This window comes from Streptomyces sp. NPDC028635 (genome assembly GCF_040637635.1).
Lineage (GTDB): Bacteria > Actinomycetota > Actinomycetes > Streptomycetales > Streptomycetaceae > Streptomyces.
This window is the reverse complement of record NZ_JBEZWX010000007.1, coordinates 151,877-169,229: the sequence shown is the minus strand read 5'-3', so window position 1 is coordinate 169,229 and position 17,353 is coordinate 151,877. Positions and strand designations below refer to the sequence as shown.

At 73.0% G+C, this 17,353-nt stretch carries 13 protein-coding genes; 8 read left to right on the top strand and 5 right to left on the bottom strand.

Annotated elements, in window-relative coordinates:
• Positions 1-4: 4 nt before the first annotated feature.
• The 3 genes from AB0E88_RS10550 to AB0E88_RS10540 are packed head-to-tail and all read left to right on the top strand — an operon-like array spanning position 5 to position 3,470.
• A complete protein-coding gene (locus AB0E88_RS10550) occupies positions 5-1,573 on the top strand; it encodes an MFS transporter (RefSeq protein ID WP_361627134.1) in 1,569 nt (522 codons plus the stop codon).
• A complete protein-coding gene (locus tag AB0E88_RS10545; RefSeq protein ID WP_361627131.1) occupies positions 1,570-3,084 on the top strand; it encodes an FAD-dependent monooxygenase in 1,515 nt (504 codons plus the stop codon). Before AB0E88_RS10550 ends, AB0E88_RS10545 begins: the two co-directional genes overlap by 4 nt.
• Positions 3,081-3,470, top strand: a complete 390-nt coding sequence (locus AB0E88_RS10540; protein ID WP_361627128.1) for a PPOX class F420-dependent oxidoreductase — start codon at positions 3,081-3,083, stop codon at positions 3,468-3,470. Before AB0E88_RS10545 ends, AB0E88_RS10540 begins: the two co-directional genes overlap by 4 nt.
• Before the next feature lie 23 nt (positions 3,471-3,493).
• Here the strand turns inward: AB0E88_RS10540 and AB0E88_RS10535 are convergent, their stop codons facing one another.
• The gene (locus tag AB0E88_RS10535) at positions 3,494-4,027 is read right to left on the bottom strand and encodes a cysteine hydrolase (protein ID WP_361627125.1); all 534 of its coding nucleotides are present in this window, start codon (positions 4,025-4,027) and stop codon (positions 3,494-3,496) included.
• 64 nt (positions 4,028-4,091) lie between these two features.
• Between AB0E88_RS10535 and AB0E88_RS10530 the strand changes: the two genes are divergently transcribed.
• The 3 genes from AB0E88_RS10530 (at position 4,092) to AB0E88_RS10520 (ending at position 10,267) form a co-directional block, all read left to right on the top strand.
• Positions 4,092-4,991: an alpha/beta fold hydrolase gene (locus AB0E88_RS10530; RefSeq protein WP_361627122.1), complete on the top strand. Its 900-nt coding sequence runs from the start codon at positions 4,092-4,094 to the stop codon at positions 4,989-4,991.
• A 726-nt stretch (positions 4,992-5,717) separates the two neighbouring features.
• Positions 5,718-8,978, top strand: coding sequence for a BTAD domain-containing putative transcriptional regulator (locus AB0E88_RS10525; protein WP_361627119.1), 3,261 nt, complete (start codon positions 5,718-5,720; stop codon positions 8,976-8,978).
• Positions 8,975-10,267, top strand: a complete 1,293-nt coding sequence (locus AB0E88_RS10520) for an MFS transporter (RefSeq protein WP_361627116.1) — start codon at positions 8,975-8,977, stop codon at positions 10,265-10,267. Before AB0E88_RS10525 ends, AB0E88_RS10520 begins: the two co-directional genes overlap by 4 nt.
• Positions 10,268-10,336: 69 nt before the next feature.
• Here the strand turns inward: AB0E88_RS10520 and narJ are convergent, their stop codons facing one another.
• The 3 genes from narJ to AB0E88_RS10505 form a co-directional block, all read right to left on the bottom strand.
• On the bottom strand, positions 10,337-10,831 hold the full coding sequence (gene narJ / locus AB0E88_RS10515) for a nitrate reductase molybdenum cofactor assembly chaperone (RefSeq protein WP_361627113.1): 495 nt from the start codon (positions 10,829-10,831) through the stop codon (positions 10,337-10,339).
• A 473-nt stretch (positions 10,832-11,304) separates the two neighbouring features.
• The gene (locus AB0E88_RS10510) at positions 11,305-12,171 is read right to left on the bottom strand and encodes a helix-turn-helix transcriptional regulator (RefSeq protein ID WP_361627110.1); all 867 of its coding nucleotides are present in this window, start codon (positions 12,169-12,171) and stop codon (positions 11,305-11,307) included.
• A 26-nt stretch (positions 12,172-12,197) separates the two neighbouring features.
• The gene (locus AB0E88_RS10505) at positions 12,198-13,031 is read right to left on the bottom strand and encodes a helix-turn-helix transcriptional regulator (RefSeq protein ID WP_361627107.1); all 834 of its coding nucleotides are present in this window, start codon (positions 13,029-13,031) and stop codon (positions 12,198-12,200) included.
• A 219-nt stretch (positions 13,032-13,250) separates the two neighbouring features.
• On the opposite strand from AB0E88_RS10505, the gene AB0E88_RS10500 reads away from it, so the two are divergent.
• Positions 13,251-13,556, top strand: a complete 306-nt coding sequence (locus AB0E88_RS10500) for a 4a-hydroxytetrahydrobiopterin dehydratase (RefSeq protein ID WP_361627104.1) — start codon at positions 13,251-13,253, stop codon at positions 13,554-13,556.
• A 32-nt stretch (positions 13,557-13,588) separates the two neighbouring features.
• Complete coding sequence (locus tag AB0E88_RS10495; protein WP_361627101.1) at positions 13,589-14,362, top strand: class I SAM-dependent methyltransferase; 774 nt, start codon at positions 13,589-13,591, stop codon at positions 14,360-14,362.
• 69 nt (positions 14,363-14,431) lie between these two features.
• Here AB0E88_RS10495 and AB0E88_RS10490 read toward each other — a convergent pair whose 3' ends face one another.
• Positions 14,432-17,350 carry a glycoside hydrolase family 48 protein gene (locus AB0E88_RS10490; RefSeq protein WP_361627098.1) on the bottom strand — a complete coding sequence of 973 codons (2,919 nt, stop codon included), beginning with the start codon at positions 17,348-17,350 and terminating at the stop codon, positions 14,432-14,434.
• Positions 17,351-17,353 lie beyond the last annotated feature (3 nt).

The window sequence follows — 17,353 nt, the reverse complement described above, 5'->3', positions numbered from 1 at the left end:
TTTCATGAGCACGGCTCGTCCGGACACCGCACGCGGCAATCCGACGCTGACTCTCGCCGCGGTGTGCCTCGCCGTTCTGGTGCTGCCCGCCTCGCTGACCGGCACCTCGGTCGCCCTGCCGGACATCAGCTCCACGCTCCACGTCGGGCTCGCCCCGCTCCAGTGGGTGGTCAACGCCTACAACCTCGCCTTCGCCTGCTTCATGCTGGGCTGCGGCTCGCTCGCCGACATCCTGGGCCGGCGCCGGATGTTCGCCGCCGGAACCGTTCTGTTCGCCCTGTCCAGCCTGGCCAGCGCGGTGACGTCGAGCATCGTCGTCCTCGACGTGGCCCGCGCGCTCGCCGGACTCGGGGCCGCCGCGGTGATGACGGCGGGCGCCGCGATGCTCGCCACGACGTTCGAGGGCGCCGCGCAGGCCCGTGCCTTCGCGATCCTCGGCTCGTCGGCCGGCGCCGGTCTGGCGCTCGGCCCGTCCACCGCGGGTGCCCTCGTCAACGCCTTCGGCTGGCGCGCGGTGTTCGTGTCGCACCTGGTCGTCGCGGTGATCGTGCTGTTCGCGGTGCCGGCGATGCCCGAGTCGAGGAACCCCGCCGCGACCAAGGTCGACTGGGCCGGCACCACGACCTTCACGCTGTCGCTGTTCTGCCTGATGTTCGCCATCGTCCAGGGCCCCCAGCGGGGCTGGACCAGTGCCGCGACGCTGCTGCTGTTCGCCTCCGCGGCCGTGCTGATGGCCCTGTTCGTCGTCGCCGAACTGCGCCAGCGCCAGCCCATGTTCCAGCTGTCGCTGCTGGGGCAGGGCCGCTTCATGGCGGTGTCGCTGATCCCCGTCGCGCTGTCCTTCAGCTTCGTGTGCCTGCTGGTGCTGCTGCCGACGTACTTCACCTCGGCGGCGGGCATGAGCATCAACGCCTCGGGCGCCACGATGATGCTGCTCACCCTGCCCGTGCTGGTGGCGCCGCTCGTCGTCAGCAAGCTGGTCAAGAACGGTGTCTCCACCCGGCTCGTGCTCACCCTGAGCCTCGTCGTCGCCGCGCTCGGCGCCGGCTGGCTCACGCTGATCGCCCCGGACGTGTCGGTGGCCACGCTCGCCGGCCCGCTGCTGCTGCTCGGCATCTCGATGGGCATGACGGCCGGCCTGGTCGACGGTGTGGCGATCACCTCCGTGGAGCCCGCCCAGGCGGGTGCCGCCGCGGGCATGTTCAACACGATGCGTCTGGCCGGTGAGGCGTTCGCCATCGCCGTGATGAGCGCCGTGCTGCTCAACTCGACGCGCTCGCACATCGCCGACGGCCTGCCCGGCGTGCCGGGTGCGCGCGGTGCCGACGCGGGCGCCCTGGCCGACCGCGTGATCGGCGGTGACCTGGCCGGAGCCGCCGGCACCGTCGCCGGCTCCGCCCGCTCCGGCTTCCGTGCCCTGCTGACCGGCAGCTACACCGACGCGCTGCACCTGGTGCTGTGGGTGGTGGTCGCCATCTGTGCCGCGAGCGCCGTGCTGGTGGGCGTGATGCTGCGCGAGCCCGCCCAGCAGGCGGCGCCCGTCGAGCCCGCCCCCGAGAAGGCCGCCGTATGAGCACCCCGGCGGGTGCGCTGCCCGTCCTCGTCACCGGTGCGGGGCCGGCCGGGCTGACCGCGGCGACCGAACTCCTCCGGCGCGGCGTACCGGTGCGCTGCGTGGACAAGGCCGACGGCCCCACCACCCTGTCCAAGGCGCTCGGCCTGTGGCCGCGGACCGTCGAACTGATCCACCGGGTCGGCGGGGAGGACCTGCTCGCCGCCCGCGCCCTGCCCCAGTCGCAGATGCGGTACTACTCGGACGGCAAGGTCATCGCCGACCTGCGCTACCGTCCCGAGACGCAGCCCCTGATCTGTCCGCAGCCGGACATCGAGGAGGTGCTGCGGGCCAACCTCGCCACCGTCGGCGGCGCGGTGCAGTGGGCGACCGAACTGCTCGGCTTCGAACAGCTCGGCGACCGGGTCCGGGCCACGCTGCGCGGCCCGGACGGCACCGAGCACGAGGAGGAGTTCGCCTACCTGGTGGGGGCCGACGGGGCGAGCAGCACCGTCCGCGGGCACCTGGGCGTCGGCTTCGAGGGCTCCACCTACGAACTGCGCTTCGTGGTGGCCGACGTGATGGTCGACACGGCCTTCGACCACCGCATGACGCACTACTTCTGCTCGCCGCGGGGCATCCTCGTGGCGTGCGGACTTCCGGACGGGCGCTGGCGCGTGTTCACCTCGGCGCCCCCCGGCGTCACCCAGGAGGACATCGACCTGGCGGCGGTGCAGCGACTGGTCGACGAGCGCGGGCCGGGCGGCATCCGGCTGCGCGACCCCGACTGGATCAGCGTCTTCAACGTGCACGCCCGGCACGCCGAGACGACCCGGGTCGACCGGGTCTTCCTGATCGGGGACGCCGCGCACATCCACAGCCCGGCGGGCGGCCAGGGGCTCAACACCGGTGTCAACGACGCCCACAACCTGGCGTGGAAGCTCGCCCTCGTCTGGCACGGGCGCAGCGCCGAGCGGCTGCTGGACACGTATGCCGGCGAGCGCGGGGACGTGGCGCGCGCGGTGGTGCGCCAGGCCGACGTGCAGACCAGGCTGTGGCTGCTGCGCAAGCGGCACCAGGTCGTGCTGCGGGACAACGCGCTGCGGGTCGCCTCCGGGCTGCGCCTGTTCGACATCGCCTACATACCCTGGCTCGCCGGGCTGCGGACGAAGTACCGCGCCGACGCGGCGGCCGGCGGCAAGGCCGCGGGCTTCGTGCCCGGTGCGCTGGTACCGAAGCCGCTGCGCGGCCGCCTCGACGACCTGCGCCACACGCTGATCGTCGCCGGGCAGCCGGACGACGGGACGCGGGAGCTGATGCGCTGGTGCGCGGACCGGCTCGACGTGGTCCTCGACGTCCGCACCGTGGCCCACCGCGGCCGGCCGGCCCTGGCGCTGGCCCGCCCGGACGGCCACGTGGACATCACCACCAGGGACGCCCGCGCGATGCGGGCCCGACTGACCGACCTGTTCCGGCCCCTGTTCGACAGCCGGCGGGACGCACAAGAGAAAGTGAAGGCACACACGGCATGAGTCTCATTCCGGACAGCCACCGGGACCTGCTGGAACGGCCGCTCTTCGGTCACCTGGCCACGATCCGCCGGGCAGGCGGACCGCAGGTGAACCCGATGTGGTTCTCCTGGGACGGCGAGTACATCCGCTTCACCAACACGACGATCCGCTACAAGTACAAGAACATCACGGCGAACCCGCAGGTCGCGGTGTCGGTCAACGACCCCGAGCAGCCCTACCGCTACCTGGAGATCCGCGGCGAGGTGGTCCGGATCGACGACGACTCCTCGGCGGAGTTCTTCGCGCAGCTCGCCGAGCGGTACGGCATGAAGCTGGACGGCCCGCCGCCGGACGCCGCACACCGCATCGTGTACGTGGTCAAGCCGACGGCGGTCAGCTACCAGTAGCGGCCCGGCCGCGGGCCGCCGGGTCAGCTCCCGGCGGCCTGCGCGGCCGGCAGGTCGGCGAGGAGGGTGGTGCGCGCACCGGACGCGGCGAGCCGGTCGAGCGCCTCGCGGTGCTGCGCCTCGCTCACGCTCGCGGTGGCGTCGGAGACGACGACCACGTCGTAGCCCAGGCGCACCGCCGTCGCGGCCGTGGCGGCGACCCCGTGTGCGGTGGACAGCCCGGCGACCACCACCTCGGTGACGCCCTCGCGGCGCAGGATGCCGTCGAGGTCGGTGCCCTCGAAGGCGTCGAGGCCGTTCTTGGTCACCACATGGTCGCCGGCGCGGGGGGCACAGGCCGGGACCAGCTGGTTGGGGGCGGCACCGACGCCACCGTCGGCGCCGTCGGCCCGTACGTAACGGACGAGGACGACGGTCGAGGAGCCGGTGTCCGCGGCATGCTCCCGCAGCCTTCCGCACGCGTCGGCCACGGCGTCACCGCTGATCGGCTGCCACGGCATGTCGACGATCCACCGTTGCAGATCTATCAGGACAAGTGCCGTGCGGGCGCGGGTCATGTGTTCCCCCAGGGACGGATGATCAGTGGTCCCGAGGCACACTACCAAGGGGAAGTACAGCCCAGTGGAGAGCCCAATCACGACGCGGGACGGCCTGCGGCTGTGGACTCAGACCTTCGGCAGCCGCCGTGATCCGGCGGTGCTGCTGGTGATGGGCGGAACGGTGCCCGGCATCGTGTGGCCGGACGAACTGTGCCGGCTGCTGGCGGCCGACGGCTACTTCGTGGTGCGCTACGACCACCGGGACACCGGCAGATCGGGCAAGTCCCGGGACGAGTACGACCTTTCGGTGCCGGCCTCGGACGCCGCCGAGGTGATCACCGGGCTCGGCCTGGGCCGGGCGCATGTGGTGGGCCAGTCGTTCGGCGGCATGGTGGCCCAGCTGCTCGCCCTGGAACGGCCCGGACTCGTCCGGTCCCTGGTGCTGCTGTCCAGTTCCCCCGACGCCAACGGTGACGTGTCCCGCCCGCCGCGCACCGGGCTGCCCGGGCCGCGCCCGGCGATGGTGGACCGGGTCGCCCGGCTCTCCGCGTCGCCGCCGCGCGGCCCCGAGGAGTTACTGGCCGCCGCGGTCGACGGCTGGCGGGTGCTGGTCGGGCCCGCCGTACCGTTCGACCGGGCCTACTGGGAGGACCTGGTCCGGCGCGTGATGGCCCGCGGGGAACTTCCCGACACCTCCGGGCGCCACCTGACGGCCCTGGACCGGACGCCGCCGCTCACCGGCCGGCTCCCCGCCCTCGACGTGCCGACGCTCGTCGTGCACGGTGAGCAGGACCCGGTCTTCCCGCCCGAGCACGGTGAGGAACTGCGCCGGGTGATCCCCCGCGCGCGCCTGTGGCGCATCGCCGGCATGGGCCACATCTTCCCCCCGCACTGGTCGCCGCTGATCCGGGAGCTGATCGTCGACCACCTCCGCCGGTCCCACCCCTCGGATCACACCGGCCGGCGCCCGCGCCCCGCCTGATCCGGGCACGAAGGGAGACTGTGATGCGCCGTCACCTGACGGGCCGGACCGCTTCCGCGCGCCCGCAGCCCAGAGCGCGGGTGGGCGCGGCGTCGGCCACCTGCCTGCCGTACGGCGCCGGCCGGCAGGCAAGCCCGCCGTGCGGGCCGATGGCCGACCCCGGTCCGCCGTACACGCCCGCGGCCGGTGGGACCGTGCCGCCGCCGCACGAAGAGCTCGCTGTGCCGCCGCCGCACGAAAGGCCCGCGCCACCGGACGGCGGCACCGCACACACGGACGCCCAGCGGGATTTCATGCGGGCACTGCGCACCCCGCGTCCTCTCTTTCCGCTCGACGACCCGGCGTCGTCGGACCCCTTGACGACGGCGATCCGCTGGTTCACCGGAACGGGGTGAGCCGGGTGACGAACCTTCCGATGCGCCCGTATGCCGCGGCGCCGGGGAGTTCGCCGTGTGATCTACCGAACAAGCCACGGTCACCTTGCTGTCACCGGTCTCCCTTATTCTGTCAACCGCACAACCCGACCAGACCCCTGAAGTGCGCATTTCCGCGATGATGCGGTGCGCGGGACGGGGGCGGTTGTGCACGGCCTACGGGGGAAGGCAAGAACCGCACATGGCTAGAACGGAACTATTCCCGTCGCAGAGTGCTGCCCTGCACCGCGGCGGGAACGACTTCGGCATTCTCGGACCGCTCTCCGCGTCAATAGCAGGCAATGAAAAGGTCATGGATTCCGGAAAACTCCGGGTCCTCCTGGCCGCCCTTCTGCTGCGGGCCGGAGCGGTGGTCGACAACGACCGTCTCGCGGACTGGCTGTGGGACGAGCGCAAGCCGTCGAACCCGCGCGGGGCGCTGCACACCTACGTCCGCCGGCTGCGGCTGCTGCTCGGTGACGCCAGCCTGGTGGAGACCGCGGCCGGCGGCTACCGGATCGACCTGCGCGAGGACGAACTCGACCTGACACGGTTCCGCCGCCTGGTCCTGACCGCGCAGCAGACGACGACGCCGGAGGAGCGGGCACGGCTGCTGGGCGAGGCACTGAGCGTGTGGCGCGGGGCGCCGCTCGCCGACATCCCCTCGGACTCGCTGCGCCAGGACGAGGTCCCGGCACTCGAGGACGAGCGGCTCGGCGCTATGGAGGCGTACTTCGAGTCGGAGCTGCTCCTCGGCCGGCACGCCCAGCTGGTCAAGGAGCTGCGCACGGCCGCGATGGACAACCCGCTCCGGGAGAACTTCTGGAGCCTTCTGATGCTCGCCCTGTACCGCTCCGGGCGGCAGGCGGAGGCACTGGACGTCTACCAGCAGGCCCGCCGCGAACTGGTGGAGCAGCTCGGCATCGAGCCCGGCGAGCGGCTGCGCGCGCTGCACACCGGCATCCTCGAATCGGACCCCTCGCTGGCGGCCCCCGACGGGCCGCGCCCCGGCGTGGACCGGGTCGTCACCGTGCCCGCGCAACTGCCCCCGCTGGCCCTGGGGTTCGTCGGGCGCGACGACATCGCCGCCCGGGTCGAGGCGGCCCTGCCTCCGGCACCGGGCCGTACCGGGGTCCCCGTCGTGGTCCTGTCCGGACCGCCCGGCGTGGGCAAGACGGCGCTGGCGGTGTGCCTCGGCCGGCGTGTGCGCGCCGCGTTCCCGGACGGACAGCTCTATGTCAACCTGCGCGGCTACGAGCGGGGCGGGGCGTACGCGCCGCTCCCGCCGGACCAGGTGCTCTCGCAGTTCCTGCGCAGCCTCGGGGTGCCGGCGGACCAGATCCCGGTCGACCCGGTGGAGCAGGCGAACCTCTACCGCTCCAAGCTGACCGGGAAGAACGTCCTGGTGGTGCTGGACAACGCCTCCAGCGCCGAGCAGGTGCTCCCGCTCATCCCGGGTGACGCCGGGTGCTCCGTACTGATCACCAGCAGGCGGCAGCTGCGCTCCCTCGCGGTGACCCACGGCGCCCAGGTGATCGGCGTCGGCACGCTCAGCCCGCGGGAGTCCGCCGAACTGGTCACCGGCATGGTGCGTCAGGCCGGTGTGGCCATCGGGCCCGACGTGGTCGACGAAGTGGCCGCGCTGTGCTCCTACCTGCCGCTCGCGCTGCGCATCGCCGCGGCCAACCTCATCAGCGCCCCCGGCGGGCAGACCGACGTGTACCTGGAGAGTCTGCGGCAGGGCAACCGCCTCGCCGCCCTCTCCGTCGACGGGGACACGACGTCCGCCGTCTCCACGGCCATCGCCCTGTCCTACGACGCCATGACGCCGGACGACCGCGCCGTCTTCCGGCTCACCGGGCTCTTCCCCGGCTCCGACTTCACCCCCGCCGCCGTCTCGGTGCTCGCCGACATCAGCGAGGCGCAGGCGCGGTCCGGTCTGAGCCGGCTGGAGACCGCGAGCCTGCTGCAGCAGACCGCACCGGGCCGCTACCAGTTCCACGACCTGCTGCGCGAGTACGCGCAGGACCGCGCCCTGGAGGAGAACTCCGCACAGGAGCGGGCCGAGGCGCTCCGGCGGCTCGGCGGGTGGTACCTCGCGGGCGCCTGCGCCGCCGCCGACGTGCTGTACTCGGAGTTCGTCCGGCTCGCCGAACCGGCCCGGTCCAGGGCGACGTTCGACGCGCCGCGGTTCCGGGACGAGAGCCATGCGATGGCCTGGCTGCTGGCCGAACGGCGCAACCTGATGGCGTGCGTGCGCCACTTCGGCACACACGGCCCGCACCACCTGTCCTGGCGCCTGGCCGACGCGCTGCGCGGCTTCTTCTGGACGGGCAAGTACCGCACCGAGTGGGACGAGACGACCCGCATCGGCCTGTCCGCCGCCGAGTCCCTGGACGACGAGCCCGGTGTCGCGGCGATGCACCGCAGCCTCGCCAACCTGTACAACACCCTCGGCGACTACGAACGGGCCATCGCGCACCAGGAGAAGAGCCTCGCGCTGCACGACCGGCTCGGCATGGCCGAGGAGGTCGCGGCCACACTCAACAACATGAGCCTCGCCCACCTCAGCCTGGGCCGGGGCGCGCAGGCCGAGGAGGCGGCGCGGCAGGCGCTCGAGGTCTCGCACAGCATCCTCTCGCCCCGGCTGGAGGCCACCACCCAGGGCCTGCTGGGGTTCATCCACTGGACGCAGGGCGACATGGTGCGGGCCACCGAGTTCCTCACGGCGTCGCTGGCCACCGCCGGCACGCTCGGCCTGCACCACATCAACTCCTACAGCCTGCGCAACCTGGGTCTGGTGCGCCAGGCCACCGGGGAGCTGTCCGAGGCGAGGTCCTGCTTCACGCGTGCGCTGAAGGCGTCCGAGTCCATCGACTCCTCCTACGACCGGAGCATCTCGCTGTACGGGCTCGCCCTGGTCGACCTGGACCTCGGCCGGCACGAGAGCGCGCTCGAGTCCGCGCAGCGGGCGCTGAGTTCCTTCCAGGAGTGCGGCGACCGCACCTACGAGGTGCAGACGCTGTGTCTGCTGTCGGCCATCAGCGCGGGTCTCGACGCGCTGCCGGAGGCGGCCCGTTACGCGGGCCGGGCGCTCGAGGGTGCCCGGCAGATCCGTTACGTCGACGGCGAGGCGTACGCGCTGGCCCGGCTCGCCGTCGTCGACCGGCTGCTGGGCGGCGACGAGGCCCACGGACACGCCGAGGCGGCCCGCTCGCTCGCCGAGAGCAACGCCAACCGCGTCGCCCGGAGCAAGGTGTTGCTGGAACTGGCCCCGCTGTACCTGAGCCTGGGGGATCCGGACCGCGCCGAGGAGTGCGCGCAGCGGGCGCTCGCCCTGTCCCGGCCGACCGCGCAGCGCCTGAACGTCGCCCGGGCCGAGCACGTCCTCGGCACCGTCGCCGCGCTCGGCGGCGACCACACGCGGGCGGCCGCGTACTGGACGCGGGCCCTGGCGGTGTTCACCGAGATCGGCGCCGCCGAGGCCGACGACGTCCGCACCCGACTCGGCGCCGGCCCGTCACCGACGCCACCGCACCACAGGACGACCAGGAAGAGCGGGGCCGTATCGTGAGCACCCTTGCCCTCAGCACGACGCCGGCGGACACCGGACGGGGCGGGCTGCGCCGGGTGATCGTCGCCTCGGTCGGCAACGCCATGGAGTGGTTCGACTGGGGCGCGTTCGTGACGTTCGCCGCCATCCTCGGCGCGCAGCTCCAACCGGCCGGTGACACGGCCACGAACGTCCTGCGGACGCTGTCGGTGTTCGCCGTCGGGTTCCTGTTCCGGCCGCTCGGCGGAGCGCTGATCGGCGCGTACTGCGACCGCCGCGGGCGCAGCGCCGCGCTGCGGCTGTCCCTGCTGATGATGGCGGGCGGCAGCCTGCTGATCGCCCTCGTCCCGCCCTACCGCTCCGTCGGCGTCCTGGCGCCGGCGCTGCTGGTGGTGGGCAGGGCGGTGCAGGGGCTGTCCGCGGGCGGCGAGGGCGCGGCGATGAGCACGTACGTCAGCGAGACCGCGCCGGCCGGGCGCCGCGGCCTGTACTCCAGCGCCATCTACGTCAGCACCACGCTCGGCACGCTCGCGGCGACGCTGCTCGCACTGCTGCTGCACGCCACGCTCACCCCCGCGCAACTGGGCAGCTGGGGCTGGCGCGTGCCGTTCGCGCTCGGCGCGCTGCTGGCCCTGTACGGCTGGTACCTGCGCGGGCGGATGGAGGAGACGCCCGTCTACGACGCGGTCCGCGAGCGTCCGCGCAACCCGGCGTGGCAGGCGGTGCGCAGGCACCCGCGGGCGGCGGCCCGGGTGGTCTGCTTCACCCTGGGGGCGACCGTCGTCTACTACACCTTCGCCGCCTACCTTCCGCTGTACGCCCAGCTCCGGTACGGGATGTCGGCGAACGCGGCGCTGTGGGCCGGGGTGGCCGCCCAGGTGGTGTTCATGGCCGCGCTGCCCGTGCTCGGCATGGCCGCCGACCGGTTCGGGCGCCGTCCGCTGCTGCTGGTGTTCGGCTGTGGCTTCGTCTGCGCGTCGCCGCTGTTCCTGGGCGCGCTGTCGGGCTCGGCCGTACGGCTGTTCGCGGTGATGACGGCCGCGCTGCTGCTGTTCGGCTGCTATGCCGCGGCCGCGCCGGTGGCGACGCTGGAGATGTTCCCCACCGCCCTGCGCTCCAGCGGGGTCGGGCTGCCGTACGCGCTGACGGTGGCCCTCTTCGGCGGCACCGCTCCGTACCTGATCCAGTACCTCGCCGCGCACGGTCACGCCGACTGGTACCGCTGGTACGTGGCCGCGCTGTGCCTGGTCAGCACCGTGTCGTTCGTCGGGTACCGCGAGACGAAGGACGTGGACCTGACCGCCGTCTGACGCACCTGAGAGCGGCCGGCCATCAGCAGGGCGAACGCGATGCAGGCAGGGCGCCCCAGGGCAGGGTGGTCATCGGCGCACCTCGGGACGGGCGGGCGGCAGCGCGGCGCACACGGCGTCCAGGACGGCCGCGTACGGGGTGCCGAAGGCGGTCAGCCGCGCCCGGAGCTGCTCCAGCCCGTCGCGGTACTCGGTGAGCAGCCCGGTGTCGCCGGTGCGGGAGGTGAACTCCAGCACCGCGGGCAGGAAGTCCGGCAGCTCCTCGTCCGTGAACTGAAGGCCGTGCGCCCGGTACTGCTCCTTGATGCGGGCCAGCGACATCCCGCGGCGCCGGGTGTCGCCGTCACGCCACCGGCTCAGGTACAGGCTGTGCCGGTTCTTCGGGTCGAAGACCCGCACGTAGTGCGCGGCCAGCTCCCGCGGCTCGGTGACGGCCGCGTGGTCGGTGAACACCCGCAGCTGGGGCGCCGCCTCGCGCAGCAGCGGAAGCCGGGCGAACAGGTCGTCGTCGGGATAGGTCAGGCAGAGTGCGGCCGCCTGGTACAGCACGGCGTCCGAGGGCATCAGGGTGCCTCCTTCGGGTCGGCCACCTCGGCTTCGTCGTCCGCGGTCTGCCTGCGGCGCAGCAGGTGGACAGGTCCGGGGCGGGCGTGCCCGGCCGGAAGAACCGGCCGGCGCGCAGCAGGGCCGCGCCCGGCTCGGCCGGCGGTGTGCGCGTGTCGGTCACGGGCCCTCCCTCGCTCACCCTCAGCCCCGACGCTAGGGGCGGCCGGGCCCCGGCACCTGCCCAGCGCATCCGTACGGGTCAGCGGGGTCTGCGCCCACGGGGGAAGGGGAGAGGGCGGGCGGGCGCGCCGGTCAGGGTGGAGGGGAGGCGGCGGGCGGGCGCGGTCAGGGCCTGCGGGCGACCCCCGCGTACACGGGCACGACGCGTCCCCACTCCCTCCCCGCCCGTCGAGGTCGAAGCACCTCCGCTGCCCGCCTGCGCGGCGGCGCGGCGCGCCGCGGGCCCGGATCCGGACAGGCGCGGGCTCCTCCTAGCCCAGGCGGTCACGATGGTCCGTGAGGATCTTCTTCGTGCGGTCGGCCGACGCGGCGTGCGTCGTCAGATGGTCCAGCACCTCCAGGTGCACCGACACCTCCGGGCGCGAGTCCAGGTACAGCGCGCCGCTGAGGTACTCGGAGACCACCATGTCGGGCAGCTCCGGCTCCGCGAAGCGGAAGAGCGAGAACGGCGCGTACGTCCCCGGATGCGGCCCGGCGGCGAACTCGGCCACCTGCAACGTGACTTTGTCGCGCTCGCCGAACTCCAGCAGCTTCTCCAGCTGCTCCCGCATGATCGCCGGGTCGTCGCCCGCCGGGCGCAGCAGCACCGTCTCGTCCATGACCACCCACAGATGCGGCGCGTCCGGGCGCTCCAGCAGCCGCTGCCGCTCCATGCGCAGCATCACGTGCCGCTCCGTGGCCTCGGGGCTGCGCCGCCCGATCGTGCCGGACTCCAGCACGGCACGCGCGTAGCCCTCCGTCTGCAGCAGCCCCGGCACGAAGTGCGGCTCGTAGGAACGCATCAGCCTCGCCGCGCCCTCCAGGCTGACGAACAGACTGAACCAGTCCGGCAGCACGTCGTGGAAGCGCTGCCACCAGCCGGGCCGGTTGGCCTCCTCCGCCAGTGCCACGAACTGCGCGGCCTCCGCCGCACCGACGCCGTACGTCTCCAGCAGCACCTGCACGTACGGGATCTTCAGCGCGACCTCGGCCGTCTCCATCCGCCGCACGGTCGCCGGGGCCACCCGCAGCACCTGCGCGGCCTCCTCGCGTTTGAGCCCGGCCGCCTCCCGCAGCTCCTGCAACCGCCTGCCGAGCACCACCTGGCCCACCGTGGGCGCGGGCCGCCGCTCGCTCACGCCGTCCTCCCCAGTGCCGCGTCTCGTCAATCACCCAGTGCATGAAGGTACTTCACCGTGGCCGGGTCGGCCGGGAGGAACGTCTCGATCGCCAGCTCGGCGACCGTGACGTCCATCGGCGTGTTGAACGTGGAGATCGACGAGATGAACGACAGCACCCGGCCCTCGTGCTCGATCCGCAGCGGCAGCGCGAAATACGGATAGGGCTCCTCCGGCTCGGCGTCCGCCGCGGAAGCCTCGGGCACCGGGTAGGCCGCCACCTCCTCGTACAGTTCCCGCAGTTCCTCCGAGCGCTGCAGCGCGATCTGCCGTTCCATCTGCGCCAGCAGATGACCGCGCCACTCGCGCAGGTTCCGGATCCGCGGCGCCATGCCCCGCGGGTGCAGCGTCAACCGCATCGCGTTCAACGGCGGTTGGAGCAACCCCTCGTCCACGCCGTCCAACAACATCATGATGCCCCGGTTCGCCGCCTGGACCGTGTACAGCCCGTCCACCACCAGCGCCGGATACGGCTCGTAGCCCTGGATCAGCCGCTCCATGCCGTCCCGCAGCGCACCGAGTGCCGGGTCGTCCAGAGGTGTCTGCCGGTAGCGCGGTGCGTGACCGGCCGCCAGCAGCAGCGCGTTGACCTCCCGCACCGGCACCTCCAGGTGCTCGGCCAGCCGCAGCACCATCTCCTCGCTCGGCCGCGAGCGCCCCGTCTCGATGAAGGAGATGTGCCGGGCGGAGGAGTCGGCGCGCAGCGCCAGCTCCAGCTGACTGATCCGCCGCCGCACCCGCCAGGCCCGCAGCAGCGGGCCGACGCCCTGGCCGGCGGGGGCGGTGGGGGAGGCGGCGGTGCCGGACGCGACAGTGGTCATGGGCACGACCGTAGCCGAGGCGGGCGCCGCTCGCGGGCGCCCGGTGCCCTCTCGCGCCCGCGCCGCACCGGCTCGCCGCAGACCCCTCACGGCGTCGCCGACGCCCCCGCGGCCGGATCCGGGCTCCGCCGCACCGGACGTGCCGCGTCGCCCGGTTCTCCGGGCGCCGCGTTGTGGCAGGCTGGACGCGTACCGCGACACCGCTGAAGGGAGCCCGGCATGGCCGTCGAACCGCTGTCGCAGAAGGAGATCGAGGACCGGCTGGCCGAGCTGCCGGGCTGGTCCCTGGACGGAGACCGCCTCGCCCGCTCCTACCGGCTGGCCTCCCACTTCGCGGCGACCGCGATGGTCATCCACATCGCCCAGGTGCAGGAGGAGCTGAACCACCACTCCGACCTGACCCTCGGCTACAACACCGTCTCCCTCACGGTCAGCACGCACAGCGCCGGCGGCGCGCTCACCGCGCTCGACTTCGAGCTGGCGCGCCGCGTCCAGGACCTGGCCCCCGGCCACGCGGCCGACTGACCGGCACACACGGGGACGAGGGGGAGCGGACGGTGCTGGACTACGACAAGGAAGCCGAGCGCTACGACGCCTTGCGCGGCGGCGAGCCACGGGCGGCCGCGGCGGCGGACGCCGTACTGAGCCTCGTACCGCCGGCCGCGCGGCGGATGCTCGACGCGGCCTGCGGCACCGGCATCGTCACCCGCCGGCTGTCCGCCGCCCGCCCCGGTCTCGCCGTCACCGGCGCCGACCTGGCACAGACCATGACCCGGCACGCCGCCGCACGCCTGCCCGGCGCCGTCGTCCGCGCCGACACGCGCCGCCTGCCCTTCGCGCGGGCCGCGTTCGACGCGGTCGCCAGCGTGTGGCTGCTGCACCTGCTGGACACAGCGGAGGACGTGCGCGCAGCCGTCGCCGAGTGCGCCCGGGTCCTCGCACCCGGCGGGGTGTACGTCACCACGGTCGACAAGGCCGCCGCGCACAACGTGGGCAGCGACATCGACGCCGTCCTCGCCTCCCGGCCGCCGAGCGAGGCCCGGGACGCCGCCGGCCTCGTCGAGAAGTACGCGGTCGAACACGGCCTGGTCCCGGCCGGCGAGGCACGCTTCACGGGCCTCGGTCAGGGCCGCAGCCCACGCCGGACGATCGCCGACCTGCGCCGCGGCTGGTTCGTCACCCTGCCGCCCGGCGCGCCGGTCACCGAGCGGTACGCGGCCCGGCTGGCCGGGCTGCCGGACCAGGACCTGCCCCGCCCGGACCCGCGTTTCACGCTCCGGGCGTTCCGCAAGCCGGTGCAACCCCGGCAGCCTTCCCTTCGTCCTGCGTGACGAGCACGGGGGAGCCGGGCGGCCCCTGGAAGAGCGGGGACCGCCCGGCGCGTACACGGAGAGCGGGGACTACTCGAGAAGCTCCGCGTACGAACCCATGGCGAGCGCGATGTCCGCCTGCGCCCAGAACCGGTGGTACGTGAACACGGGCGCCGCGCCGCCCTTCAGATAGGCCTCGATCTTCGACCACGCCGGGTCGTTCCTGTAGAACGACCGCAGCGAGGCGAACGTCGAGGTCGCGTCGATGGCGTCACCGTTCGGCATCGTGCCGCTCCAGCCGCTCGGCACGTACACCTTGTCGTTGAAGCGGCTGTAGTCGGCGCGGGTCTCCGGGACGGCCACGCCGAGGGCGTCCCGGTAGTTCTTCCACATGCCGTCCAGCAGCGCCTTCGCCGTCGTCTTCGCCTGCGCGTCACCGGACTTGGCGGCGTAGTACGTGAGGGTCTTGGCGTACGCCGCGGCCACGCCGACGTCGTTGGTGTAGTCGGCGACGGTGACGTGCAGGCCCGCGTTGGCGCCGGGGCTCGCCGCGTTCCAGGTGTCCGGCTGCCCGGTCCACTGGAGCGTGGCGGGGATGAGATAGGTGCCGTCCGGGTTGACCGTGGTCTTGGACAGCGCCCACTTCACCCACTTGTCGAGGACGGCCTTCGCGGCCGCGCTCCCCGTCTGCTGGTAGTACTCGGCGACACGCTCCATCGACCACGCCTGGAAGCCGAACCACTGGTTGGACGGCGGGTCGTGGTAGACGGGCGCCGGGTCGTAGTACATGCCGTAGAAACTCGACGTGCCGGCCGGCGGGGCGGCATACCGGCCCGCCCAGCTGTTGGTCGCGCCGCCGGCGATGCCGCCCTCCGAGGACTGCAGCCAGCGGTAGAACTCCAGCTGCCGGTCGAGGGACTTCGCCCAGTCCGTCGCGCCCGTGGCCGACTTGGGCCTCAGGTCGGCGTAGGAGCTGAGCGCGTACGCGGCGAGGGGGTTCTGGTAGCCGCCGTGGACGTGGCTGGAGCCGATGCGCCAGGCCCAGCCGGCCGAGGTGTCGGCGGCGCCGCCCCAGGCGTAGTACCACGACAGCAGGTAGTGCGAGGCGTCCTTGCCGGTGCCGGCCGGGCAGGCGGACGGACCGACGCAGTTGCCGATCTTCTTGAAGTACTTGTCGTACATGGCGTAGCGCAGGTAGTCGCCCATCTTGGCGGCCTTGGAGACCGTGCCGGACACCGCCGAGCCCTTGCCCTGCTGCTTGGCCCACACGTCCGCCCAGTAGGCCGCCTGCACCGCGCGCGCGTCCGCGTCCGGGGCGTCGGTGTACTTCCACTGCCTGGCGTAGGAGGAGTCCCCGGTGAACAGGTCCAGGTAGCCGTTCTTGCCGCCGTACTTGAAGGCGTCGCAGGTGGGCTGCGGGACGGTCTCCCACACCGACTCCTGCGGGCCGCGCTGGAAGGTGTTGATGTACGACGGTCCGGTGGCCGTCGGTCCGGCCTCGCACGTGCCGGGCTCGTCGCCGTAGCCGTAGACGTTGTCGACGTCCTGGATCCAGTGCATGCCGTAGACGTCGTCGGTGCCGTAGGCGCTCTTCAGCTCGCCGGCGATCGGGTCGGAGCCGACCGCCACCGAGGTGTCGAGCCTGGCCGGGTACTCGTCGGGGGTGTCGTACTCGGGGGCGTAGGTGGCCGGCTTGGAGGCGTTGTAGGCGGAGGTGGCGGGCTGGTCGGCGTGGGTGGGGATCATGTACTTCTCCATGAGGTCCCACGCGCCGTTGAACTTGGACCAGTCGCCCGTCACCTTGCCGTACATCGCCTGGAGCCACAGCAGGTAGCTGTACGCCTCGGACGTCGTCTCGTGCCCCTGGTCGGGAGCCTCGACGATCAGTGTCTCGACCGAGTGGTAGGGGATGCCCTCGGGTGAGAAGTAGCCGCTCGCCGGGTTGGTGATCTTGCCGTAGAGGTCCAGGAAGCGGGCGTCGTACTCCTTGGCCGCGGCGATCTGCGTGACCGTCACCGACGCCTTCGCGAGCCCCGGTGCGGTCGACTCGAAGGCCGCCGCGCCGGTCCCGGACGCGTCCGCGGCGACCGTCACCTTCTGCGGGACCGACCAGTCGGCCGGGGTGAAGGTGAGCGAGGCGCCGCCGGTGACGCTCAGGCCGCTGTTGCCGCTCGCCCGCGCGGTGGTCACGGTGACGTCCCCGCTGGGCCGGGTCGACAGCTTGATCTCGTACGAGGCCGTCCTGCCCTGCTGCACCGCCAGCTGGGTGGTGGAGGCGACCACGGACGGTCCGGCGGCGACCGTGATGCCGACCGGTGCGGAGGACGCCGACGCGCCGAGGCTGTCGTACGCCTTCGCCACCAGCGAATGGCTGCCCACGGTCAAACCGGAGGCCGGGAGCGCGTACGGCGCCGTGGTGTCCGTGCCCAGCAGCGTGGTGTCGTCGTAGAACTCCACCTTGCTGATCGACGCGTTGTCCGCCGCGGCCGCGGTCGCCGCGAGGGGGACGGCGTCCCCTTGCGTGTAGACCGCGCCCGCGGCCGGGCTGGTCAGCACGGTGACCGGAGGCTGGTGCGCGCCGGTGCAGGGCGTGCCGTTGATCGCGAAGGACGTGGGCGCGGTGTTGGTGCCGCTGTAGGTGAACTGGGCGCCGGTGCCGACGGCCGCCCCGGCGGCGATCGTGCCGTTGTACGAGGCGTTCTTGACGGTGACCGTCCGGCCGGACTGGCTCCAGGTGCCGTTCCAGCCGTTGCTCAGCTGCTGGTTGCCCGAGTAGGCGTAGGTCAGGGTCCAGCCGTCGACGGCTTCGGTGCCGCGGTTGGTGAGGGTCAGGTCGGCGGTGAAACCGGAACCCCAGTCGTTGGTCTTGTAGTCGACGCTGCACCGGAGCGCGGCGGCGTGCGCGGTCGTCGCGCCGCTCGCGAGCATCGGCAGCGTCAGCACCAGGGCTGCCGCGGCGGCGGTCGTCAGCCGCCGCACGGCTCCGCGTGTGCGGGGTGGGGGATGCATGGT